Below are 24,218 nucleotides of genomic sequence, written 5' to 3' on the forward strand. Positions count from 1 at the left end.
GGCAAAGAGGTAGAACTAGGAAAACGAATTGAAGTAAGCGGCCTGACACGGTGCTACCAACACCATGCCAAGCCTGACCACAAACAACCTATCGAAGAGGTGAATCATGGCTGCAAAGAATTTTACTCTGGTCCACAAGGCGTCCAATCCGGACGACCTCGAAATCGGCGATGAGCAATATGTCGCCTCGCTGGAGCGGGCGATTGACGACCTGACAGCTGCGCACGGCAAGCTCACATATCTGCTCGGTCTCGCCCATCGAGATCTCAAGCAAGAGCGCGAACGACGCAACGCACTGGAAATGCAGTTACTGGGCGGCTAGCCCTTCCACGTTTCCGCATGCTATTTTCTCCCGGCGACCGGACGCCCAAAGGTTATTCATGTCCGCTCGCTGAGAACACTCTAGGCTTTCGTGTCCAACAATCGGCGAGCCACACCATGAACGATCGCAACGACGAAGTAATCAAAAATCTGCGTGACTACAATACGCCGAATGGCTTTGTGTACGCGGGAATCGACGCTGGCCAAAGCCTCCGCCCCCTTGTTGTCGCCCTGATCAAATTGCCTTTCAGGCTGATCCGCCTGCTGTTCAACTTCATTCGCGGCTAGGACATTCAATGCTCCTCCACATCAACACACCCCCATTACTAAGTATTCCTACTTTACTAGTGGCATTGATATTTATCGCTTTTTTCCCGTTACGAAACGTAGTAACACGGGTAGTAACGTACCGAGTTCTAGCGGGAGGAGCGGCTTTCGTGTGCTCGATCGACGCCCACGCAGACACGGGCGGCAGTTCGTTATGGGGCCAGTTGAGCCAGCTATTCCCGTCTTCAGGCGATCCCGTGCGGTCGATGGTGTCGGGGATCTTCGGCGACGCGGGAGGGATCGGTCTGTTCGGCGGACAGACGTCGATCGGCGACATGTTTCTCGCGTTCAACTCCTGTCTTGTGATTATTGCTGGCGCATGGCTAACGTGGATTTCCTTCAAGGCCACGGTGAATTCAGCACACGACGGCGAGTTCCTCGGCAAGCAGTATCACAGCGCGTGGGTGCCCGTGCGCAATGCGATCGGCATCATTTCGCTCACTCCGCTGCCGTTCCTCCATGGATGGAACCTCGCCCAAGCGGTGATGGCTACTTGCATGCTCATCGGCATTGGCATGGGCAACATCACAGCGACGCATTCCGTCGATTTCATCCAAGCAACGAGCAAGGTCGGCTTGGCGATGCCTGCGGTGCCGGACGTCACGCGAATCGGAGCACAGATCCGCGCTGCAAGACTGGACCTGCTCCAGCTGCAGAACGTCATGGCGCAGCGACAGCGTGACGGTGTGTCGAGCGAAGATGCGAGCGTCAACTTCACCTACACGGTCGGCTATGGCAGTGACAAGTCCATGTACCTGACGTTTGGTGCCAACCCGCCGATCAATGGTTACAGCGCAGCCCGTGGGCAAATCATGATCCCTCAGGTCAACGTTGTGAGCACCAACGATCCGGATCTGGTTGCACTGCAGAACACGATCAATACGTCAGTTTTCAACGCGGCGATTGCGCTGGCACAACGCATCGATGCGCAGTGTTCGACGCTCGTCGGGCTGGACCCGTCGGACCCGGCCTATGCGTCACGTACCGCCGCTGTGGAGCAGGCGGTATCGGGCATCGTTCAGGACGAACAAAATGCGGTTCACGATGACATTAAGGCGGCTGTTGACAATGCGAACAATAACGTGAGCGCAGCGAGCACCCAGTTTCTGCAGTCGCATGGGTGGATGGGCATTGGCTTCATTCTCCCCTTCGTGTCGCAGAGAAATCAGGAGGCGAACGACGCCGCGACCGCTTCGTCATCGACGGCAATCGGCACGGCGAAAGAACAGCCGATGGTGACTCAGACTGTCTGTTCCGGCACGGAATGGATCATCTGTAGCGATGAGCAGGTGCCCGCCACGCAGCAGACCGAGTGCGGAAGCGCCGGTGGCGGGATGTTCGCCGACTTCCTGAACGCGCTCGGCTTCAACGAGATGATGAGCATCATGAAGGGCGCGTCGGACACAGCGACAACCATCTTCAAAGAAGGGCTAGTCAAATACCTTGACGACAAGATGATCGAGGCGCTGAACAAAGGCGGATTGCTTGGCAGCCTAACAGATGCGGTCGGCGCGACAGGTAGTGGCGGGACGATCGCAACCATGTCATCGATCGGTATCAAGACCGTCAAAATCGCATCGACCATTTCGGTGACGCTTGGCGCGGCTGCGGTCGTCGCGGGTCTTATCCCGTTTGTTTCGCTCGGCGCGTCGGTCGCAGCGATCGCAGCAATTGCCGCACCGTTCGTTGCCATGCTGTTTGCGTCGGGCTTCGCGATGGCGTCAATCCTCCCATGGATTCCGTTCACTTTATGGCTCGGAGCAATCGCTTCGATGTTCGTGGTGTACGCGGAAGCCCTGATAGCCGCGCCGCTGTGGGCGCTAGCGCACCCGGAAGACAGCGGAGACGGGATGGGACAGCAGTCAACGCGGGGCTATGTGTTCACCCTGACGCTCCTGTTTGGGCCAGCCGTACTCGTCATTGCTTACACATTCTCGACCGCCTTGTTCGAAGCGCTCGCGGCCATGTCCAACAGTTTCATCTCCGCAGGCCTCATCAAAATGATCGCCGGGTCAGACGGCTGGTTCACGACCATCATTCTGCTGATCGGCGCAATCATCGCGCTTTTCACGGTCAACATTTCGCTGATCTACGCGTGCTACGGCATGCCCATTAAGGTCGTCCAGAAGGTCTTTACATGGATCGGCGGTGACTTTGGTGCAGACGTGACACCAGACATGGAGAGTGCGGGCAAGGAATCGATGTCGAAGGGTCATGCCGCAGGCGAGGCTGCTCACAAAGCGCACGACGGTGCAGTGGCAGGGGCATCAAAAGTAGGCGGAGCCCTCGTGAATGACTTCAGCAGGAAGAAAAAAGACGAGACGACCGCAGGCACGTCGGACGCCGCGCGGAACAGCATTGAACCCACCAATACCTGATCTCGAAAGCCTTTCGGCAAGGCTTCCCGAAAGGCTTCCGGCAAGACATCCGGAAAGCCTTGGCGGAAGCCTTAAAAAAACACGCATCAAAACAAGGGCTTCGAACTTCGAATCCCAAAACTACATAGGTCAGCAATCGTGAAAAACAAAATGAACAAGCAGAGCGTTTCCATTCTTGTCGCAATTTCGTTGAGCGCGATGCTCGCGGCCTGCGGCGGTGGCGGTGGCAGCGCCGCAGCCGGTTCGCCTTCCACGCCATCGACGCCAGCCACACCGACAACCGGCGCAAGCATCCCCCCACAATCCGCCGTTCCGGCGACAACGTACGCTTCTGGTTCAATGCAGGCGTCCGCTTTCTCGACGTTGAACGCGTACCGTCTCGCGATGGGAGTGGGCGTACTTGCACAGGACCCGATCCTCGACACGTCGGCCCAGGCGCATTCCCAGTACCTTTATACCAACCTCACGAATTCGAAGCTCTCCGCTGTCACTCATAACGAGGTCTCGACGTTCGCCGACTACTATGCCGACACACCGCTCGCTCGCGTGCAGAAAGCAGGTGTTCCGGCGACGGAATGGGTCGGTGAAGTTGTTGCCGAAAACTTCGCCCAGGCATCTGCAACGGCGTACGGATCAAGCTGTGTCGGTTGGCACCTGAATTCGGTCTATCACCTGCAAAGCGTCGCGGCGTCACAGCAAACAATTGGCATTGGCTTTAACCAACCAAGCGTCGGCGGCTTCGCAAACTACACATGCGTTCTGGACTTCGGACAGACAGCAGGCGTTTTCGGTACGCCTATCTCGAATGGCTTACAGACAGGCGCGGGCCAGCAAATAGCCATGACTGCGATCGCACACGCTCCCTTGTCAAACGAGACGAATGTCGTCGTAGCCATGAGTAGCGGTGAAGCGCCGAACCCGGCGCCCGATCTTACAACGCCCGGACGACCGATCATGGTCATGGTGAACGCGGCGAATGCCGGGGACGTTCTGACAGTGTCCAGTTTCACATTGACGGCGGCCAACGGCACGGTCGTGCCTGCCCGCATCATCGTCCCCTCGGCAGCGATAGCTGGTTCGGCATCGAACGCGACGGCCGACGTCAACAACGCGCTGTTCCCCGGCGTTGCCTTCCTGCTACCTCTCGCACCGCTGCCAGCCAATACCACCTACACCGTGCAATTCAGCGGCGCGCGTGACGGCTCGCCGATCAGCACGGCATGGACGTTTACAACGGCAAGCTGACGGGCGACGGAAACCCATCATGAAAAAACTTCTTTTTTTACTGTCCTTCCTGACCGTGGCCTTATTCAGCCGCGGGGCCTTGGCAGGCCCTGTGCGTTGCTCGTATGGCTATCAAGACTCGACGTGCGGGGACATTCTGTATTTCGCACCGCAGGTGGCCCCGACCTGTTCGACGGATCCGGGATGGACGACGACGGCCGCAGCGCAGTGGCTCGGTTCTCGTTGGTCATCGCCGTCATGCAACTACCAGAATCCGCCAACCTGTTCCGCTGGCTTTACGCAAACGCAAGCTCCAAGCTGGACTGGCTCGAGCTGGGCAGGATTGGGGTGCTCACCTAATCCAGGCGGGGCATCACCGGGCCAAAGCAATCCGCAATCACAGTGTCAGGCAGCGCTACCGTCGTCGTATTTCCAAAGCCAAGATCCGCGCTTTTCGTCATCGTTCACTTTTTCGCCCGCTAACAATCCGGGATATATGCACGACCTTGCGCAAGTCCTGACGGGTGTGAGTTACCCTGGCGACTCGGTATATACCAATCTAAGCCTCGGCCCAATTTATCCAAACACATGCTACTGGGCCAACTCCTACATGAACATCTGCTTTGTGAACGCAAGCGGCGCAGTAGACGGCATTGTTAACGATCCCACCGGAGGCACAAGTAGCGGCCAGTGCAACCACTAAGTGATGTGCTTTGTTCATCCGAGTGGCGTGTTGAATGGTTTTGTCGCTACGCCAGCGACGAACTATTCAAGCGGGCAATGTAACCATAAAAAATGAAGTCCCTGCCGCTGCCTGCAGGGACTTCAGCCCGACAACCATTCAACCATTTCGGCAGGCAGATGCAGGCGATGGAACTTGGCATATTCAGATATCGTGCGGCGCATCTGCGCACGGTCTGATTCTTGAAAGTCGCGGATAGCTTTTTGCCAAAGATCGGCCGGAACTTCCTCGATCGCGTAGGCCAATTGCACTTTGCTATCGTCGTCCACAACGCCATCCCTTAGAAACGCGAGCAACGACTCGGGTGTGAGATTGCCGCTGTAACTGGTCGCCGCGCTCCTGCAAAGCGCCTGTATCGCATTGTTCGGCTCCATCATGTCCTACCTCAGGGCCCCACAGGTACGTTCGATGTACCTATTGAAGCTGTTGCGGAAGGCTGTAGTCGAGGTAAACTCCCGCATTCCGCTCACTCCACCGCCCACCGCAGTGATTTTGTGCCACAAAACAAACAGGCACCTCTAGCCAACATCTGAATCAGGATCCTTTAAAAATCCCGCTCAAACGCCGTTTGGCATCGCCAACCTTGTTCAGCAGGTTTTGCACTGCGGATATCATCAATACGCAAGTAACGCTACCCGTCCAAAAGCAACTCACCAATACAATGAATTCACCGCGAAGTGATGCTGACGGCAACCAGTGTGCGCAGTAGGTCGAGATGAACGTTAAAGCGGTAGCGAAGACGCACCAATAGCCCATCCATACGCCCTTTTGCGTCATGGCGCGATCTCGCCATCGACCGAGCATCGACATACGTCCACCTAGTCGCTCAGGAAAGTAATGTTTTACACGCGCGGCCAGAGCCTCGATCGACGGACGCTCAGCGCCTTCATACTCAGTCTGCACAAAGCTGGCAGCCTGCCTTGCAGCTTCAATCTCCCTTTCGCGCCAGCGCCGCGGAACAAGCAATGGCCACTCTCCGCTAACGGTAAGCTCAATGATAGAGCCGTTATAGCTTGGGAAATAATAGAAACAGGTAAGATGCAATAGCGCGAGATAGGGCGCCCCATGAAACCCTTGGTAGCCGATTGTCCGACCTGCCACGGAGTGACAAAGCTCGTGCACGATGACAAAGTCGTTCGGCTCGTCGCTCAGCGGTAGCGTAAGCGTATGAGTCTGTGGCAAATACACCCCGGCCAACCGGCGCGAAAATTGCTCCAGTCCCGGAGCCAGCTTTAGAGTTGGCCGACTGGCAATCTCCAAAACGTCGCAAATCTCAGCATAGCGCGCCTCAACGGCTTCCTTTGTACTCACCGCCTATCTCACCAAAAAAACCAATTCCCATGGTTTACGGCAGATCAAAATCCATTCTTGAGTTTTTCTTGCGTTCGCGTATTTGTGGTAACTGATCGCCGAGCGAAGAGAACGAATGTTTCTGTTCCTCTTGTGTCCGGCTCCGGCGGCTGATATCCACATCTACCGCCGCCTGATTCAACGCCTCCCCTCTACGGTTATATAACGGCATAGGGGGTGTCTCTGCCGCGCACAGCTCAATGAGTGCCTCGTGCATTGCTGACGGGCCGTCCGCCCAAACACTAGGCCAACCTTGACTCACCGCATGGTGCAGCACCAGCTTGGCTGTCGTCTTCGGACTTGGGCATGAACGAACTTGGATGGATGCTGCATCGCGCGCGATTTCAGCCAGAACCAGGTTTCGCTCGGCGTCGAAGATCCTCCAATATCGGAGACCTGCTCGACCTGCGACACCGTCGTGCCGCATACTGTTAAATGCGAATACATCGAGGCGCCATCCAGCGGGCTCAGGGATCTCGCACCACTCCCAGCGCGCGGAAGACGTACCACACCGCGTTCTGCCCGCAGGCCTGTACCCAGCATCTTTATGAAGCGCCGCGCTCACCTCCTCAATCTCACGCTGAAGAGCCTCACTCTCCTCTTCCAACACCCGCCAGTCGGCCCGTGCGCTACGCAACTGACGCACGACAGCCACACGCACCGCGCGACGTGCGCTACGCTCTGCGCGCGGATGCTTAGGGCCAACTTTCGGTTCGGGCTGCACCACGGCATTTCGTTTCATGCTGATGAGCGCAGCGCCCCGCCTCATCATTTCCTCATTGACCAAGCGCTCATATAGCGCACGCGATTGCGCCACGAACCCGCGGCTGTTCATCGCGCGATCCTTCGCTGCGCCCCCCTTGCTCGGAATCTTGGGATTAGCGCGACGGAAAAACTGCTCTGCAACCCGGTCGATACCATCATTTTTTCGTTCGCTAAACATCAAGTGAACGTGCACGTTCCGCCCGCCATCGGCGGCTTTCTTATCGTGGATAGCCAGCGTAAAGGCATGTCCAGAACCGACAATCTCTGCGGCGAAACACCGTGCGAAGCACAGTTGCTCGTGTTCCGTTTCCAGCTCACGTGGAACCGCGAACTCGACCTCACGGTAAGCGCGGCCATTTGCCCGCTCGTAGGTATCCGCCGCTTGCCAAAAACTTAGCGGATTTTCGTGCGCAAATGACGGCATGTTGCCGTGCTCGACGTGGACCACGTCATCACGATCTCCGTAACGGCCCATGCCCTGAACATACAACGCATGTGCCGCGCCCTTTCCTGCCCGACCGGTCTTCACACGACAATGCCGAATCGCCATTTCCCGTAGGCTCATGTCTTATATCGGGGTGCAGGGGCGTCAGCCCTTGCCGCGATCGTTTCTCGAAGAGAAACGAGTAATCGCGCTTCCGTTACACGGAAGACGCTGGTCCACCCATTGTATATGCTTTGGAATGCCAATAAAATGATAGATATAACCAACACATGGCGTGTCAAGACTACTATGGCAGAAACGACCCAGCAGAAGCAGGAACGCCTAGATAGGCTCAAGGCCAGGCAACAAGCATTGCTTGATCGCGCGAGGAGTGTGCAGCGCAAAATCGCCCGCGCCGAAAGTGTCGATAAAGCAAAACGCAAGAAGCAGGACGATCGAACCAAACTCATCGCCGGTGTCGCGATTCTGAACGCCGCACAACGGGACGCGCGGATACTGTACGTCTTGCGCGAAGCCATCAGAGGTCTCACCAGCAAGGACCAAAGGTTTTTGGCCCAAGAGTCAACCTTATGGGCGGAGATAATCAAGACGCAAATCGCTCCGCATAGTCACCTACCGGAAGTCGTGACAGCCGACAGCGCCCGCGGCACATTGCTACCCGATAGCCCGGTAGCGACGAGCCACCGAGGCATGTTCGTTGAGCGCAGCGACTTGTAGGAAATCGATTTTCTGCCGCGCAACGCCAAACGAGCGTTTGTTAACAGTTGATAACGGTTGATAACGCTCGATTTCTCTGGTCGACGCACTAGAAAATAGGCTTCCCGAAAGCCATGTGCAAAGCCTTTCAAGAAGGTTCTGCGCTTACCTTTCGTGAGCCTTCAACTTGGGCTGCCGGGGTGCTTCCCGAAAGCGGCCTAAAAACGGCTGCGCGCGACCTATCGACTGCCTCAACAGCATGGGGCTAAAAACCTTGCCAAGCCTTTGTAGACATCGAATGAAAGGCTTTCGGAAAGGCTTCCTGGAAGGCTATCGGGAATCAGAAACAGGAACAGGAACAGGAGGAAACATCAGACGCGCGAGCGCGGGCGCAAGTCCTGTCGTCGAACGAAATGCCGCCGATGATGATCACGATGCCCCCTAAAAAAGGCGACGCCTTTGAACCGACAATAACGGCCAGACGCGAATACAGGCTCGTGGTGCGGCTGGCTAACGTGACAACCCGTTGGGGTCAAAGCAAGCGCGTGCGAACGGCCGCAGTGACCTATAAACCGTCCGACGCCGCATGTCCGAAGCGCTCGTCGGGTAGCCGCTCTGCCGACTCCCGCGGCCTAAGGACTCCGGCAACTCGATTCGGCTAGATTGGCTCTTTTTCTCATTGAGGCAAGCGCCAACGGCGCGCGTCAGGCCGTAGGCAAAGCTCGCGAGGAGCCGGTGGATATCTGGGGTACCCCGGAGGCGGCGAAGCCTCGGAGGGGCTGTACACAGCCTTGCGCTGTGTGCAGCCCAAATATCCACGGGCGGACGCGGGCAAACCACAGCCTCATGCACAACCGTCCGTTAAAGCCTTTAAGGTTTAAAGTTATCTGCGCGCGCGTTACGGTTTCTGAAACCCACGCCAGCACAGGCTTTGCGATCGGTTCGCGTGTGTAAACGCACGTGTTTTTATGTGGGTAAAAGCACACGCCGATCGACATGGAAGCGTGTGTGAAAACACGTGCCCACCCACAGGACGGGAGATCTTCGCGGCAAGCCGGGACACGTGCCTTTACCCACGCACGGACTTTTTCGTTTCTCCGAGCAGGTCGGCAATCTGCGCCCTCGCGCCCTTCGGAGCGCGGGCGTAAAAGGTCACTGAGTCGCTCTTAGCGTCGAACGTCATGCGATATTCGGGTAGCTCGTTCGAGTCAGCCAAAGCCTTCACCAGTCGCCGGAATTCGCGCTCTGCGGACACGCTCCCGCTCTTCTCATGAAGTGTGGCCAACTTTACGTGCCACTTTGGCTGCTTTGCACCGCAGTGCTTACGTGCCAGTTCATAGATACGGCGGTCCAACGGCTTCCTCAGGCGAAAGTAGCCTCTGCTGAGGGTCAGCACTTGCTTTGCCTGAATCGAGCGCCAAAGCCAGTCAGGCAGCGTGACCTCTACTGCGACCATGCGCTCGTCATGATCGCGCTCGATGACGCGCCACGCATCGAGGAGTCCGAACCCTGCCCGCTCGCGCCTGCCGTTGGTAGCAATGTTGGTCTCGATGCGTGTCCCACTGAGACGGCGCAGGGCGTTTGCCATGCGCTCATAGCCTCGCCCGTCTGTGCTCCGATTGGTTGTCGCAAGAAAGTCATAAGCCGTGAATCGGACCGTGCGCCCGACGTCTTCACGACCACTGTCTCGCGCAACCATGAGCTGACTGATGCAGTAGATCCATACGTCTTTGTCATGGATCGTCGCACAACCATCTACCCCTGGCTTTACCTCGACGATGGTCCCTTTGCGCTCGTAACGGCGCACACGCCTGTCACCAGCCTTCAGGGCGAACAGCGGATGCTCCATGCTGGCCAAGTCATCCTTCGGTGCGGCATCGAGGATATCCGCGACAAAGAAATCACGCTGCGGATGTCGATTGGGCGATAGGCGACCAGCGTTATTTGTGCCGTCCGGCATGTAGCCGTTTCGATTGCCCAATGTATCGAGGGGCCGCCTCGCCAAGGGGATCTCGCGCGCTTCATTAAGACTGTCTCCGTATCTCGCCCCTGCAAGAGTGCGAGCTCTCATCATGGTGCCGGACACTTGATGATCGAGCGTTACTTGCGCGACAAGTGGGTCAACGTCAGCGGGCAAGCAATCCAATTGGTCTTTGCGCCGTTGAGCAATTCGCTCTGCAGCTTCCTCTTCGCGCTGCCGACACAACGCAAGAGCTTTAGCTGCGGAGCCAGACGTATGGCTGAATGTCATGCGTGGCGTGCGGTGAAGGGCGTCAAATGACCGCCAGCGTTGCGCCAGCTACCTTTCGGGGACGGCCGCGACCACGAGGTGCGGCATCCTCCGGCTGCAAGTCCTTTAGCCATTGGCGAACGGCGCCGGCACGCCATCGCAAATGCCGATTACGTTCAATCAAGGGCGCAGGCAACCTTCCTTTGGCGCGCATTTGGTAGAACGCTGTCTCGGTGATTGCTAATAGCGACGCAAATTCGGCCGCTGTTACGAGTGCGGAGTCGTCGATAGCGCCAAACACTGCCCGAAAGTCGATTTCCTGCCCGTGACCGCTACTCATTTCTCTACCCCCGACCTTGATAATGCTGATGATTTTCTTTACGCTTGCGCGAAGCGAAAAAAGCAAATTCGGCGGGGTTTCTGCGAGGTGAAGATGGCTGTAATGCGAGGCGGTGCAGCAGGTCACCAACGAATGAAGGCGGTCACAACTACGCTTCTTGAGCGTATCCGTGACGCTGTGCCTCATATGCAAGAGCGAGAACTAGAATCCCAGCTCCCTATGGGATTGAGGTCGTACGCGCTCGACTGCCTGAACGGAGAACAACACTCAGCGGGCGACAAAAATACGGGCCAAGCGTTTCGCCGGTACCTGACTCAGAAGACGGCCCTTACTTGGTCAAAAATGTCGTTGGTGGTTGCGGCTTCTGAATCCGCTCTGGGGCTTGCTTTTTCAGACGGTGACTTATTCAGTTTAGGGGTACATGGTCTGCCGAGCGGCGCAGATCCGACGCCTCGGTTCGAGAACTACGAGAATGCGCAAAGACAGTTCAATATCGGATTGGAACGCATGCGAAGCGGCGTGCTGCCTTGCGGACTGAGCGAACGGGGCGGACGTCCGCGAGCGCCGCGAAACAAGGCAGAGGCGCAGCATGCTTTTGCGGAATGGAAGCATCGGATCGCGCAGTGCGGGGGCCGGGTATACGAAGATCGTCCCTGCGGCCCACCTGATCTGCTGGAACCCGAAGACGAAAACGAACGGCGCGAATGGGACTATCAGTCGCTTGATGAGTGCCAACGGCCGCTAGATCCGTTCAACCCTCACCCGGCCGCGCTAGATCGGATGCGACTTATGCTTGTCGGCAACTGGGGAGCCAGTCGGCCGATTTATCCCCAACCACTTACACCTCAGCGAGCGTCGCTCCTGTACGTAACGGCATCAACGACTGCCTCGAGTTGCGACGGCGACCTGGAGTCGGAGCTTCGCCACTTGCTATCCGGTGGCTAGGCTAGCCGTCATGAAATCGACCATCTTGAGTGCCGCCGAAACTTTGCGGAGCCCTGACACCGCTGCAGAACCAGACCCGCGCACGACGATGTTCGCTGGACAGGCTCTGCCATCCCTAGCTGCTCACCACCGCGACATCGAGGCCATACAGCTCGCCATCGGCGTGCCCGAAGCCGTAGCCATTCAGTTCGAGACGGCTCGTAACCTCTACCTCTATGCCTGGCACGTGTACCGCTTCTTCCCAGTGGCTCAAAGCCAAGCGCTATTCGCACTGGAGTTTGGGCTCAGAGTGCGGTTTCCCGATAGACTGCCTGAGCGGTATCAGCGTCCACGGCAGCAGCAACCGATGCTGGCTGGCCTGCTGGGCTATGCGATAGACCAGGGTCTCATCGGGAACGAAGGCTTCCGTCGCTGGCATCGGGCCGCAGAAGGCCGTGCGCGGCAGCGCCGATCATTGGAAATTATCCAAACCATGATCGATCAGCAACTCGAAAGCATGGAGGTTGACGAGGACGAGCCGGTCAACATCACTCCAGATGATCAGAGTTGGGATCTGGTGCAGATACTGCGAAAGAGCCTTCCCAGTTTGCGGAACGAGTTGGCCCATGGCTCGTCGATGTTGACGAACCAAGTGCTGGGAACCATTGAACTGGTCGCGGAGATCCTGTCCCAGATCTATGCGCCGGACTAGGGCGCAACGGTCTCAGCGACCAGCCAGGGCCAGCAGTCCGTCTGCACGGTACGGCGTCCGTACATCAGCGGCACAGCTCGCCATTTCCCGCTGAGCTCAACTTCGCTAAGCAGTCTGCGATTCCCGCGAACGACTGTTTCGAGGCGACGAACTTGAATCCTTGTAGGCCCGATTTGGGTCCCATTCTGCCGCTGGCTGTTGGGGCGAGCGTTGGTCGGGAGGCGGTCGGCAAGGTTCGGCCAGTTACGGCCATTCGACATGACCGGGAAGATCGCCGACAATGTGACTTAAGGGAACTGCATGCCGGTAAGGCATGCCTTCGTTAGATGCACGCGCGGATATGGAAGGTAGTGGCCACTGGGAGGAAAGGACAATTCAGGTCGACCGTGTCGTCGAGCCTAGCTGGCGCCCAATGCATTCGCGATTCCAATGTCGTTGTCATTACACGTGTTATTGCAAGACCTTTGATGCTATAAAACGGTCACTCGTCGAGCTTTCCTTCTTCGGAGTCGTTCTTGAAGATTATCTCAGTTTTCAACAATAAAGGTGGCGTCGGTAAATCGACCCTTAGTTTTCATCTTGCGCATGCGCTTGCCGAGCAGGGAACTAAGACTTTGATGATCGACTTGGATCCACAATCTAACCTAACGCTGCAGTGTCTTGAGCCGAATGCGTTAGAGAAGCTGTGGACAGAGGAAGAGCCGTTTATTGAAGACTTCCAAGACGCCCTAGAGCGTGTTAGGAACTTTGAAGTACTGGCACCGCGTGAACGAGCATGAGCATTGCGAAGACCACGAAATGAAGACCGGCAAGCGTTTCAGGTAGTCGCTCATAATCACGTGCCAGACGTCGGAAACGGTTGAGCCAGCCAAAGCTGCGCTCGACCACCCACCGCCGGGGCAGCAGTACAAAACCCTTTTTCGCTTCCTCGAGTTTGATCACCTGTAGTTCAATGCCTTCGTCGAGTGCAGCCTGCGCGGGCTCTTTGCCGGTGTATCCCTGATCCGCAAATGCAACCTTGACCGTGTGTCCCGTCACTTGCTGGACCTGACGTGCCAGCTCTGCTACCTGCGCGCGCTCCTGTTCATTGGCCGGTGTCACATGCACCGCCAGCAATTGCCCTAGGGTGTCCACCGCCATGTGGACCTTGCTGCCGCGTTTGCGCTTATAACCGTCATAGCCCGCACGCGGGCCGCTTTCGCAGGTCGACTGTATCGTGCGGCCATCCAGAATGACGGCGCTGGGCTGTCCCTGTCGTCCCTGTGCCACGCGTATCACCGAGCGCAGGTCGCTGACCATGTGCTCAAAACAGCCTGCCTGCAACCATCGTTGGGTCTGCTGATACACCAGTTCCCAAGGTGGGAAATCATTGGGCAGCATCCTCCAGGGCGCGCCGGCCCGAGCCATCCAGCGCAATGCATCAAACATGTCGCGCAGTTCGTATTTGCGCTGCGGCGCGCCGACGTCCATCAGCGTCAGATAGGGTGCCGCGAAACTCCATTCTTCGTCCGACACATCGGTCGGATACCCTTTGCGGTCTGCTCTTTTCATTCCGCCAGGATACCAGGTCTCACTCAAAGTGCCTAACACGCTCTAGAAAATAGCAATAAGTCATTTGACGAATTCGTCGCGATTCCACGATCGATCCATTGCCTTCTAAAACCAATTGAAGACGGTGTATTTGAATCATTCGCGCTGGGGGCGGTGCACAAGATAACACCAAAACTCGGGCTGATCCCGGGTCGCCTTAGCCTTCATACCTTTGAAGACAAACTTGCAAAATCGTGGAGCGACGCGTTTCTCGGTGAACCTCAGTCGCTAAGGCTACTCACCGCGATTCGCAGTTTATGTCTTGAGGCTGCTAAAAAATACGGTTATGAAGTGGCAATAATAGACACTTCTCCGAGTTTGGGGATCTTAAATCGCGTCGTCATATCCATGTCGACAGGATTTTTCGTTCCGTGCATGCCGGACATGTTTTCGACGTTTGGCCTTACCAATATTGGGTTGGCTCTGAAAACATGGAGTTCCCAATTCTCGACAATGTATAGCGTTCTTTCTGACAAGAAACGGGCTGCGTTCCCACCCCACTTTGTGAAGTTCCTCGGCTACACCCTCTATAACGCCCGGAGGTATGCAGGGCAGAACGATTATGACCTTGCCACAGCGCATTATGGATACGCGAAGACACTTCCGAAGATCGTCGAGACCAAGATTCCAATGGAATGTTATTCCCATCTAGAAAAGGGGGTTGTTACGAAGCCGATCGGTGGCACATCGATTATGCATTCGCACAACACACTACCATCGATGGCGCAAAAGTATCGAGCGCCCATGTGGAAAGTGCCTGCGCTTCCGGAACTGCAGCATGAGGACAAGAGCACCATCGCCGGAAATAAAGAGACATACCTTGAAAAGAGGGCGATGTACCATGCGTTTGCCAAAGACTTGATGTCGCGTCTCGTGCACTTGGAGGACTGATATGGTGCGCGAAGAATTGAGAGAAAAGCACGCGGACATTCTTAAAGCATATGAACAACATATTGAGTCCTTTGAATTTTTCCACAAACATGTGAGAAATTTCTTCGAGAGCCGAAGTCTGGCCAAGTACGTGCACTCTCTTCGATTCAGGCTGAAAGATGTCGATCATCTGCTTGAAAAGATTGATCGAAAGAATGCTGAAGATGCCAGTCTTTCGCCGGAGAAACAGAAGGGCCAGATTACTGCCGATAATCTATTTTCAAGAATCACAGACATCGCGGGTATCCGGGTTCTTCATCTTCACATCTCACAGTTTGAGCATATTCACCGTGCACTGATTGCCAAGGTCGATGAAGGGGAATTTACCTTGTTCGAACCTCCAAAGGCATACACCTGGGATCCGGAATCAGGCAATTATTTCGATGGATTAAATATCAAGCGCGAATTAAAGGAGAGTTACTATACGAGCATTCATTACGTGCTTCGACCTAACTCAAAATCGCAGGCAACGTGCGAAGTGCAGGTGCGTACACTTCTGGAGGAAGTTTGGGGCGAGGTCGATCATACGATGAACTACCCACAGCCGACATCAGATCCCCATTGCCGCGAACAGATACGGATACTTGCAAGACTAGTCGGCGCTGGCACTCATCTCGCCGATTCGATCATGCGTCGCTACGCGAAATAGTCAGAATGACATGCCTCGATGCTGTCTCTGTCAGTCGATGGTTGCGATCAGAAAGTCTGCTTTGGAGAAGGTCGACGGGCGGGAACGGGTCGCGTGCTGCCGATCATGTCATTACAAGACTCGGGTAGTCCATGCCAATTGCATGAGGCGGTGAACGGCCATCTACGGACGTTGGCCCACGCTTTCACCCGGACGTTCGAAGGACCGCTCCGCCCCGATAACGGCCCTTCGTGCGCAGCACACGTCAGGCGTGTTGTCGGCCGGAGCGGTCATCCGCAACACATTGCGCCAGGCCTACGCACGTATAGAAAAAGCGCGCACCATTGGGCGCGCGCCGGTGGTTCGGAAGCGCGACGCCCGGCGGCAAACCGGGCAGCACGAATCAGAATATGTTGCGAAGGCCGAGCGCGACGCCGGTCTGGTTGTTGCGACCCGGAAAGTCTGCTTTCGCCGCGCCAGTGCCGCGGATGAAATCGACCGTGCCATACACTTCAGTCCGCTTGGACAGCGAGTATTCGGCTAGCAGCACGCCGGAGTAGCGGACGCCGCGGCCGAGCGTGGTGCCGTCGGCGTTCAACGCATTGCGGGAGTGATCGTAGTAGGCCGCCGCAGTCAGCAGCAGCGGCGCCGTGACCTGCCAGGTGGTACCGACGTAGAAGCCGTCGTCGATGCGGTTGGTATTCGTCACCGGCGTCGAAAAGCCGGCAGCCGGCGCGTTTGCGGCCGCCATGTAAAGGTCGACGATGCCGGTATTGTCCTGCGCATGCAGCCAGCCTGCATAGGCCTTGATCGTGCTGAACGCATAGACAGCGCTCACGTTGACAACATTGAACTTGTTGTTGTGCGCATCGCTGTTCTGCTGAAAGCCGGCATCAAGGGACAAGCCGCCGTACGTATAGGACGCCGTCAAGCCGTACATGTTGTTCGCGCCGGTGCTGCCGGCCACACCGCCAAAGCTATACATGGCTTCCACGTTCAGGCCGCCGAACTGGCCGTTGTACTTGACGGAGTTGTTCTGGCGCAGGCCGTAGCCGAGTGCGCCAGGCAGCCAGCCGTCCTGATCGTAGTTACCGACGGTCAGCGGGTCGTAGACGTTCCCTAGCTGGTCGAATAGCGGCGTATTCTGGCGACCGAAGGTCACCGTGCCATACTGGTTGCTAGACAGCCCAACATAAGCCATCCGGTTGAAGAGGGTATTCTGGCTCGCAAACTGGCCGTTCCACAGGTTGAAGCCGTTCTCAAGCCGGAACACCGTAGACAAGCCGCCGCCCAGGTCTTCAGAACCCTTCAAGCCCCAACGGCTTCCGGTGATCGGGCCGACGCCCATCGATACCTGGCTGTCGTTGTTCGCATTGGCGTTGGTGAGATAGCGGACGCTCGTGTCGACGATGCCGTACAGCGTGACTGAGTTCTGCGCGAAAGCGGATTGGGCCGCGATGGCGATAAGTGCGCCGCCGATGGCGCTGATGGTTTTCTTCACAGAGTGTCTCCCCATGTTTAGTTGTAAGGCAAACCGCTGGTCTATATAACCGCTGCGGTTCATGCGCGGCTTTTGGCCTGCGCGCAATGATATTTCCGCCAAATTAAATCGGGACCTGTTTTCAATTTTTGTGTCTCCCGTTTACAACATTGGATTGACTTTCGTATCACCGGACACTGCCAGCGAATTCTTGTATATGGTCGGAACAGCCCTGCCCTGTTATGCGTGCTGCTCATCGTTGTTGAGCCGATTGCAGGCCAGGCTGACGGCACAAAGCCGCAGAAACGCGACTAGACGCCAGAATAGCCAGGGTGGCCGTTTGACCTCGAAAGCTGTCGTCTAGATGCTGCATGGACGACCGTCTGAGATGGGTCGGTCTATGCCGATCGCATCAAACTCTGTTCGGCCAGCTGCAGACCTTCGACGTGTCGACCAAAATCGACGACAATGTTCCCAAGGAACGATTGCGGGTCGTGCTCCGTCGTCGGAGACGCCGCTGAACCTAAAAGGCAACATGAGACGACAGTTCTCCGCTGCGCTCGCAGCCGCCTCTTTCGCGACTTGCGTTCATGCGCAAAGCAACGCGTCCGGCCCGCTCGGCACGCCCTCGGGCAAACTGCAATTCGTGCGCGTCGACCACGATTTTGCGGCTATGCTCGACAAGGAAATTTTCGATCGGTTTGGCGCGAGCACGCTCACGCATTTCGACGACATGGGCAACGAAAATGACACTGTTGACCGCACGCTCGTGCAGACCGAGTCCGGCCCGGTGCTGTACGACCTTCGCCACCGTCCTCCACTTGTGCAGCGCTGTGGCACGCGCATGACGGTCAAGCGCGTGTTCTGGCAAGGCGATGAGGTCGTGATGCAAGGCTCGCAAGGCTGGTTTCGATTCCAGCGCGGCGCGCTAACGAAACTGCAGTCGTCTACGACGACGTACCACTGACTACGCGCACGCCATTGCCGGTCTCCAAGTCGCCTCAGTCTGTTGCGGGTCGGGCTGAGCCCGTCGTCGTGGGACAGGGTTCGGCCACCAGCAGCCTGTCGTGGCCGTCCGCTTTCGGGCATACTCGCGGCAACCCATTGATCGAGATATGGCAATCGACCACGGCGCACTCGACGCATGATCCTTCGCCTCGTGAAGACCGTCCCGCAGCGGCTCGATGCCATCTTGGCTGACAGTGTGGTGTGTGTGGCCGCAAGCAGGATCAGCCGTCGTCGCGCCAGCGCCTCTGCCGCGGGAAGTGTGGACGAGACGATCAGGGAGCGTCTGCAGGCGCTCCGGCGCGCCGAGCAGATCGCTTATGACCCTGCGATCACTTTGACGATGGTCGCCCGCATCGATGAGCCGCTGACACGACTAGACCGCTGAACACCATGAACCAACCCCGGAACACTACCTTGACCAAAGCGCGCGCCGTGCCCATGCCTAGCAACAGCGTGCTAGCGCCGCTTTACGCGGGCGCGGACCTTTTGGACGCCTTTGCAATTCGACTGCCGGCGGAGGCCAGCGATGATCTAGAGGTGTTGGCACGCGCCGCGTTCGAGCGGCAGGCGTGGTGGATTCGTGCGCTCACGCGTGTCCGCGATGTGGTGATGGTGACAGTCGGCGTCAAATCGTCTCGTGCCGTCGGTCTTGCCGCAGCGGCGCGTGGGCCGGTTATCGGCTACTTACCGCTGCTGTCAAAGAGCGCGACGGAGTTGGTAGTGGGCGCGGATGACCGGCATCTCGACTTCCGCGCCACCATCCAACTTCGCGCCGATGCGGCAAATGGGCGAGAGCTGCTCGCAGGCACGGTGGTGCATTGCCATAACAGACTGGGGCGAATCTATCTTGCGACGATTGCGCCGTTTCATCGCGTGATCGTGCGGGCAAATTTGGAACGGGCAGTAAGAGCAATGAGGATTTAAGCATGCTTTGGCGGTGCTACGGGAGGAAATATGACTGAGCGCGACACTGAACTCCACGGTTGCTGGCGGTTGATTTCTTTTAATACTGAGCTTCAGGATTCAAACGAGCGCACTCAACCTTGGGGCGCCGACCCGAACGGGTACCTTATCTTCGGCTCTGATGGGCGAATGATGGTACTGGTTACCGCAAAGGCGCGGGAGCCAGGGAACACAGATGAGAAGGTGGTGGCACTCTTCCGCACTGTGATGGCCTATACAGGACGGTATCGGATAGATAAGGATAGGTTCATTACAAAGATTGACTCATCTTGGAATGAAGCCTGGAACGGCAGTGAGCAGGAACGATTCTACAAGCTTGATGGAGACACGCTCGACGTCAGTACGGCCTGGATGCCGAATCCGTTAGTGCCAGGAAATCCAATAGGAAGGGCTATTCTCAGCTTTAGACGCGAGTAATTTCGCGACGTTGAGTTCGCAATGTTAGTTTTCAGGTCATCAACTTGACGATGAGTCTGGCAACCAGGCAGCTACCTTTGGCTGACCAAATTTGGGTTGCCTCTCGGTCGGCTTGAGGTCGGAAGCGGCAGGTCGCTTTAGCGGATCACGAACGTCCGGTTTCGGGCAGGCGATTAACCACCTCCACCGGCTCCTTTGGGTCGACTACGGCCGACCGCGCGGGGCGGCACGCTGCCTACACAGCAACCTCTTCTTCGGCATGAGAGAGACGACTGTTGAAGAACTCCCACCGCTCGGCAAGTGCGGCGTGGTCCGGTCCACTGGTGCCGTTCGTAAACAGCGGCGCGCCCTCAAAAGAACCGTATCCCATCCCCAGCAGCGCGGGGTGCAATGAAATTGTCATCGTGGCGGGATTGATTGCCAGCAGCCCCAGGTCGAACAGCGTGTGCAGATCGCTTCGCAACAACAGTCCATTGTGAACACCGTTTTCGCTGGTCCTAGCATACGGAGCAATGTGGGCCGCTTCCACGAGGCCAGGAAAGGCACACCGGCTTATCTGGCAGGCGTTTCCGTAGCGCAAGATGAGCCGATTCCGGAATTGCGGCTGCCCACGCCTGAGATTTACTTCACGCAGCACTCGTCGCCGTGCCTCGATAATTGATCGCGGCATCTCAACGTCGGTATCAATCTGCGCAGCAGTGTCGGCGTCGATCGCATCCGCATACTCAACGACAAGCCGGTGGCAACCGATATCGTCCAATAGTACTTCCTCGAACTTTGCGAGATCGAGTTCTTTGATCGACATCTGGTCGCTCGGCCGCATGACTGCGTCATTCAACTGCTGCAGCGTTAACGCGCGAGGTGCCGGACGAAAGGTCCCGCCGTAGTGCGCCTCGAACGTCTTGACGCTAACCGTTTCTCGCTTGGGCGCGTCGAAATCATGATGGTCCCGGCAGGCCCAACGCGGCTGCATCGTGACCCGTTCCTTGATTTGGCTGATACCGCAGACCGGACAGCGCAACCGCTGCTTTTCACCCTCACCCGTCAGGATCTCCTCAATTCTCGCGATACCCAGAATCTTGATCCGAGAACGCAAGACAATCACGTCTCCCTCTGACACCTGCCGATAATTTGAGACGTTACTGTCGTATCGGTAGACCGCTGACGGGTCGTCCTCATATCCGGCGTTTCCACCGTATTGCCGCATCCCGTCGATCGTGAGTAGTGACCATGCGCGCGGACTTGCCACTATGCCCCCCCGCAGTAACTGACACTGCTGTCCGATGGGTGCATAGAACAACAAGGGAAATGCTTCAGGTCGCTAACTTGACCGGCAAAAGTGAATGTCATGGTCTAAATGCACCGTTTTTTATTGAATCGAAGCGTGCCACATTCACGTTCGGCAGGCAATGCGGCGGCCCGGAAACCAGCTCTGATGTACGACCAGGGCCGACTGTCGCCGTTCGCGACAGGCAAAGTGCGGCCATTAGCGGCCGTTGGCCCGCGCTGCCGTAGGGACACTCGAACGTCGGTTCCGCCTTGGGAACGGACCTTCTTGCGCCGACCATGCCCGTCGCGTCGTCGGCGATTCGCTCTACCTTGCTGTAAGGGTTCCCGCCTATATTTTCAGCTGACGCCGTTCGTCTACGGGGTATGGCCTAAAACACGGGGGTGCGCGATGCAGGAGGCAAGCATTGCTGGCTCTGGCAACACGATCGTGCAGATCGTCGGCGACGGCAACAGCATCACGGCGGGTTATAAGCACCTGACGCTCACGCGGCATCTTGGCTGGCGGCAAATCCGGCAGGATCTGGACCGCCTCTCCCCGTACACACGCGCCATACCGCTACTGGGTCGCGAGACTGAGCTGGCCAGCTTGCACGCGTTCCTGTGTGACGCGCGCCCGCTGTTGGCCCGCGTGCTTGTGGGTGGCGCGGGCAGCGGCAAGACACGGCTCGCGCTCGAATTTTGCGAGCAGGCAAGTGCCACTGGCTGGAACGCAGGATTTGTCACTGGCACGGAGTTGGGCCGGTTCGTTGGGGAGCAGAACCTGAGTGACTGGGGTTGGCAGAAGTCCACGCTGATCGTGGTGGACAACGCCGCCGGGCATGCGGAGCTGCTGCGCAACTGGCTCGACGAGCTCACTGACCATGCGGCACCGCCGCAGCATGCGCTGCGGTTGCTGCTGCTTGAGCGCAGCGCCAGCATCGATACCGGCTGGTGGACCACCGTATTTGCCTCGGGGGGCTGGGGCGCCGCGAACAAGAGGGCCGTACTCGATCCGCCCGAACCAGTACCGATCCTGCCGCTGGCGCACGCCGAGGACCGTCTGGCGCTGCTTAAGGCGATGCTGGCCCAGGCAAGCCCCCACCGGCCGATCGATGTACCTGTAGATGACGCCGTATTTCGCGACCGGCTCATGCAACTCGCATGGGGCGGCGATCCACTATTCCTGATGATGGCCGCGCTCGAGATGGTCCAGCTGGGCCATGCGGGGGCACTGGCGCTTACCCGCACCGACCTTGCCGACGCCATTGCCTGGCACGAGGCCGAACGACTACAGCAACTGGCGCAAGCTTCCACAGTTGACCGTGACCTGGTGCAACACCTGGCTGCCTGCGTCACGCTCGCGCAGGGCATGAGCCGTGAGGACTTCGAGCGCTTTGCGACCAGCGAGAAGGCCGCCATCGGTCACCCGAGCGGCGGCGACGCCGCGGTGCTGGCGGACGTGCTACAAGAAGCGCTGCCGCATCCCAACGGGATTGCACCCCTGCAGCCAGACCTGATCGGCGAAGCCCTGATCATGCGCGCGATGCGAAAAGACGGTCGCGCATCCGCCGTGCTGCGTTGTCATGCTGCCTTCGGCCGGGCGGTGGCCCAGTCGGTTATCATCTGCGCACAAGACTTCGGGCAGCAGTCACCTGCGCCGCTGCAGTGGCTCGAAGGCATCATGGACTCACTCGCCGATGCGGAAGACGAACTCGCGGCGCTGGAAGACAGCTTGCCGGAAAGCGTCGTTTTAAGAGACTTTCGCTTAAAGGTCACAGGGCGTCTGCACGTATTATTGGAAGCACGTTTCGCAGCACGTGGTGAGGTACCGTTGCACGATCGCGCCGACGTGCTGCACCGGCTAGCACGAGCGCGGGAAAAGGCGGGCCGATGGGAGTCCGCTTTGGAGCCAATGCTGGAGGCTGTCGAGTATTACCGTATATTGGCGGCACAATACCCCGATGCGTTCCTGCACGGGCTGGCCTTGTCGCTTCGCAGCTTGTCCGCCATCCACAGCGCACTGGGCCAGTACAAACCCGCCTTGGAGGCCGCGCAGGAGGCAGTCGAGCACTACCGTAAACTGGCCACCCAGCAGCCTGACGTATTCCGGCCACAGCTGGGTTTGTCCCTCACTACCTTAGCCAACGGATTCAGCGAGCTGGGCCGGCACGAGGCGGCTTTGCAGGCCGCGCAGGAAGCGCTCGATCTCGTTCGCGAATATGCGGCCAGGCAGGGCATTGGGTTTAAGTCGGGGTTGGCCACGTCGCTCGACACCTTGGCCAACGTGTTGGTCGATTCGAACCAACGCAAGCTTGCGTTGGAGGCCGCGCGGGAGGCGGTGGAACTCTTCCGCGAACTTGCCGCCCAGGCGCCCGATGTGTTCCGGCCCGATTTGGCTAGGACGCTCGGCAACCTCGCCGGCCACCTCGGAGCACTCGGCGAGCGCGCTCCCGCTGTGCAGGCAGCGCAGGAGGCGCTCGAGCTCTATAGGAATCTGGCGGCCCAGCATCCCGATTTGTTCCGGCCCGATTTGAGCCTGTCGCTCACTAACCTTGCCAACGCGCTCGTCGGGCTCGGCCAGCCCCAACCCGCAGCGCAGGTAGGACAGGAGGCGGTCGAGCTGTTCCGCGAGCTGCTGGTGACGACCGAGCAGCGCGACGCGATCCGGACCAATCTGGCCTTGTCGCTCACCAACTTGTCTGTCAGCCGCAACGCGCTGGGCCAACACGAGCCCGCCTTACAAGCCGCACAGGAGGCGCTTGAGCTCTATCGCGAACTCGCTGAACAGCGGCCAGACATGTTCCGGCACGCTCTGGCGAAGTCATTTCACAACCTGGCTTGGACGCACTGGCAGCTGGAGCAACGCGAGTTCGCCTTGCATGCCGAGCTGGAGTCGCTTGAGCTCTACCGTGAACTAGCTGCAAAGCAGCCTGACGTGTTCCGGGCCGACTTGGCGAGGTCGCTTCACAACCTCGCCTCCATGCGCAATGAGCTCGGCCGGCGCGGGTCCGCTCTGCAGGCCGAGCAAGAGTCGTTCGAACTCTTCCGCGAACTCGCGGCCCAGCAGCCCCACGTGTTCCGGCCCGATCTCGCGTGGTCGTTCCACAGCCTGGCCAGCCTGCGCAAAGCGCTGGGGCAGGGAGAGTCCGCCCTGCAGGCCGAGCAAGAATCGCTTGAGCTCTTCCGCGAACTCGCCGCCCGGCAGCCCGACATATTCCGGCCCGACCTGGCGAACTCATTGCACAACCTGGCCAGCATGCTCACTGAGCTCGGGCAGCGCGAGTCCGCCCTGCAGGCCGAGCAAGAGTCGTTCGAACTCTTCCGCGAACTCGCGGCCCAGCAGCCCGACATGTTCCGGCCCGACCTCGCGCGATCGTTCCACAACCTGGCCAGCCTGCGCAGAGCGCTGGGGCAGGGAGAGTCCGCCCTGCAGGCCGAGCAAGAATCGCTTGAGCTCTTCCGCGAACTCGCCGCCCGGC

Annotated in this window: 24 protein-coding genes; 16 read left to right on the forward strand and 8 right to left on the reverse strand. The window is 58.0% G+C overall.

The genetic code is table 11. From position 1 onward, the window contains the following. The first annotated feature begins 106 nt into the window (after positions 1–106). The 5 genes from AC3WLT_RS05505 (at position 107) to AC3WLT_RS05525 (ending at position 4,610) form a co-directional block, all read left to right on the forward strand. Positions 107–322 (forward strand): hypothetical protein, encoded by a 216-nt coding sequence (locus tag AC3WLT_RS05505; protein ID WP_492590901.1) that lies wholly within the window; start codon positions 107–109, stop codon positions 320–322. Between the two features lie 116 nt (positions 323–438). Beyond that, positions 439–609, forward strand: coding sequence for a hypothetical protein (locus AC3WLT_RS05510; protein ID WP_492590902.1), 171 nt, complete (start codon positions 439–441; stop codon positions 607–609). A 149-nt stretch (positions 610–758) separates the two neighbouring features. Next, complete coding sequence (locus tag AC3WLT_RS05515; protein ID WP_492590903.1) at positions 759–3,026, forward strand: DotA/TraY family protein; 2,268 nt, start codon at positions 759–761, stop codon at positions 3,024–3,026. A 150-nt stretch (positions 3,027–3,176) separates the two neighbouring features. Continuing rightward, positions 3,177–4,271: a CAP domain-containing protein gene (locus AC3WLT_RS05520; RefSeq protein ID WP_492590904.1), complete on the forward strand. Its 1,095-nt coding sequence runs from the start codon at positions 3,177–3,179 to the stop codon at positions 4,269–4,271. Between the two features lie 183 nt (positions 4,272–4,454). Further along, positions 4,455–4,610 carry a hypothetical protein gene (locus AC3WLT_RS05525; protein WP_492590905.1) on the forward strand — a complete coding sequence of 52 codons (156 nt, stop codon included), beginning with the start codon at positions 4,455–4,457 and terminating at the stop codon, positions 4,608–4,610. 465 nt (positions 4,611–5,075) lie between these two features. On the opposite strand, the gene AC3WLT_RS05530 is transcribed toward AC3WLT_RS05525, so the two are convergent. The 3 genes from AC3WLT_RS05530 to AC3WLT_RS05540 all read right to left on the reverse strand — a co-directional run bounded on the left by AC3WLT_RS05530 (position 5,076) and on the right by AC3WLT_RS05540 (position 7,672). After that, positions 5,076–5,369: a hypothetical protein gene (locus AC3WLT_RS05530; protein ID WP_492590906.1), complete on the reverse strand. Its 294-nt coding sequence runs from the start codon at positions 5,367–5,369 to the stop codon at positions 5,076–5,078. A gap of 157 nt (positions 5,370–5,526) precedes the next feature. After that, positions 5,527–6,303, reverse strand: coding sequence for a hypothetical protein (locus tag AC3WLT_RS05535; protein ID WP_492590907.1), 777 nt, complete (start codon positions 6,301–6,303; stop codon positions 5,527–5,529). Positions 6,304–6,337: 34 nt separating this feature from the next. Continuing rightward, positions 6,338–7,672 (reverse strand): MobA/MobL family protein, encoded by a 1,335-nt coding sequence (locus AC3WLT_RS05540; protein ID WP_492590908.1) that lies wholly within the window; start codon positions 7,670–7,672, stop codon positions 6,338–6,340. 168 nt (positions 7,673–7,840) lie between these two features. Between AC3WLT_RS05540 and AC3WLT_RS05545 the strand changes: the two genes are divergently transcribed. Beyond that, positions 7,841–8,269 carry a hypothetical protein gene (locus AC3WLT_RS05545; protein WP_492590909.1) on the forward strand — a complete coding sequence of 143 codons (429 nt, stop codon included), beginning with the start codon at positions 7,841–7,843 and terminating at the stop codon, positions 8,267–8,269. A 1,048-nt stretch (positions 8,270–9,317) separates the two neighbouring features. On the opposite strand, the gene AC3WLT_RS05550 is transcribed toward AC3WLT_RS05545, so the two are convergent. After that, the gene (locus AC3WLT_RS05550; protein WP_492590910.1) at positions 9,318–10,208 is read right to left on the reverse strand and encodes a replication initiator protein A; all 891 of its coding nucleotides are present in this window, start codon (positions 10,206–10,208) and stop codon (positions 9,318–9,320) included. Between the two features lie 129 nt (positions 10,209–10,337). On the opposite strand from AC3WLT_RS05550, the gene AC3WLT_RS05555 reads away from it, so the two are divergent. Then, positions 10,338–10,529: a hypothetical protein gene (locus AC3WLT_RS05555; protein ID WP_492590911.1), complete on the forward strand. Its 192-nt coding sequence runs from the start codon at positions 10,338–10,340 to the stop codon at positions 10,527–10,529. Here the strand turns inward: AC3WLT_RS05555 and AC3WLT_RS05560 are convergent. After that, positions 10,522–11,004, reverse strand: a complete 483-nt coding sequence (locus AC3WLT_RS05560) for a helix-turn-helix transcriptional regulator (protein WP_492590912.1) — start codon at positions 11,002–11,004, stop codon at positions 10,522–10,524. The genes AC3WLT_RS05555 and AC3WLT_RS05560 overlap by 8 nt on opposite strands. Before the next feature lie 769 nt (positions 11,005–11,773). On the opposite strand from AC3WLT_RS05560, the gene AC3WLT_RS05565 reads away from it, so the two are divergent. Beyond that, positions 11,774–12,454: a hypothetical protein gene (locus AC3WLT_RS05565; protein WP_492590913.1), complete on the forward strand. Its 681-nt coding sequence runs from the start codon at positions 11,774–11,776 to the stop codon at positions 12,452–12,454. 515 nt (positions 12,455–12,969) lie between these two features. Then, the gene (locus AC3WLT_RS05570) at positions 12,970–13,233 is read left to right on the forward strand and encodes a ParA family protein (RefSeq protein ID WP_492590914.1); all 264 of its coding nucleotides are present in this window, start codon (positions 12,970–12,972) and stop codon (positions 13,231–13,233) included. On the opposite strand, the gene AC3WLT_RS05575 is transcribed toward AC3WLT_RS05570, so the two are convergent. Next, on the reverse strand, positions 13,193–14,005 hold the full coding sequence (locus tag AC3WLT_RS05575) for an IS5 family transposase (RefSeq protein ID WP_492590915.1): 813 nt from the start codon (positions 14,003–14,005) through the stop codon (positions 13,193–13,195). The two genes, AC3WLT_RS05570 and AC3WLT_RS05575, sit on opposite strands and share 41 nt — an antisense overlap. A 153-nt stretch (positions 14,006–14,158) precedes the next feature. On the opposite strand from AC3WLT_RS05575, the gene AC3WLT_RS05580 reads away from it, so the two are divergent. Next, positions 14,159–14,935: a ParA family protein gene (locus AC3WLT_RS05580; protein WP_492590916.1), complete on the forward strand. Its 777-nt coding sequence runs from the start codon at positions 14,159–14,161 to the stop codon at positions 14,933–14,935. Position 14,936: 1 nt separating this feature from the next. Continuing rightward, complete coding sequence (locus AC3WLT_RS05585; RefSeq protein ID WP_492590917.1) at positions 14,937–15,623, forward strand: RelA/SpoT domain-containing protein; 687 nt, start codon at positions 14,937–14,939, stop codon at positions 15,621–15,623. Positions 15,624–16,005: 382 nt separating this feature from the next. On the opposite strand, the gene AC3WLT_RS05590 is transcribed toward AC3WLT_RS05585, so the two are convergent. Beyond that, entirely contained in the window at positions 16,006–17,103 is a 1,098-nt protein-coding gene (locus AC3WLT_RS05590; RefSeq protein WP_492590918.1) for a porin, read from the reverse strand. Between the two features lie 514 nt (positions 17,104–17,617). On the opposite strand from AC3WLT_RS05590, the gene AC3WLT_RS05595 reads away from it, so the two are divergent. From AC3WLT_RS05595 to AC3WLT_RS05610, 4 genes are all read left to right on the forward strand, one after another. Continuing rightward, positions 17,618–18,049 (forward strand): hypothetical protein, encoded by a 432-nt coding sequence (locus AC3WLT_RS05595; RefSeq protein WP_492590919.1) that lies wholly within the window; start codon positions 17,618–17,620, stop codon positions 18,047–18,049. 177 nt (positions 18,050–18,226) lie between these two features. Then, positions 18,227–18,475: a hypothetical protein gene (locus AC3WLT_RS05600; protein WP_492590920.1), complete on the forward strand. Its 249-nt coding sequence runs from the start codon at positions 18,227–18,229 to the stop codon at positions 18,473–18,475. Positions 18,476–18,504: 29 nt separating this feature from the next. After that, the gene (locus AC3WLT_RS05605) at positions 18,505–19,014 is read left to right on the forward strand and encodes a DUF2867 domain-containing protein (RefSeq protein ID WP_429260651.1); all 510 of its coding nucleotides are present in this window, start codon (positions 18,505–18,507) and stop codon (positions 19,012–19,014) included. 30 nt (positions 19,015–19,044) lie between these two features. Beyond that, positions 19,045–19,470: a lipocalin-like domain-containing protein gene (locus AC3WLT_RS05610; protein ID WP_047895087.1), complete on the forward strand. Its 426-nt coding sequence runs from the start codon at positions 19,045–19,047 to the stop codon at positions 19,468–19,470. Between the two features lie 235 nt (positions 19,471–19,705). Here the strand turns inward: AC3WLT_RS05610 and AC3WLT_RS05615 are convergent, their stop codons facing one another. Then, positions 19,706–20,677, reverse strand: a complete 972-nt coding sequence (locus AC3WLT_RS05615; protein WP_492590921.1) for an HNH endonuclease — start codon at positions 20,675–20,677, stop codon at positions 19,706–19,708. A gap of 471 nt (positions 20,678–21,148) precedes the next feature. Here AC3WLT_RS05615 and AC3WLT_RS05620 point away from each other — a divergent pair. Further along, positions 21,149–24,218, forward strand: a 3,070-nt coding sequence (locus AC3WLT_RS05620; RefSeq protein ID WP_492590922.1) for a tetratricopeptide repeat protein, incomplete at its 3' end; no start/stop codon positions are given.

This window comes from Paraburkholderia sp. FW306-2-2C-D06C (assembly GCF_058781505.1).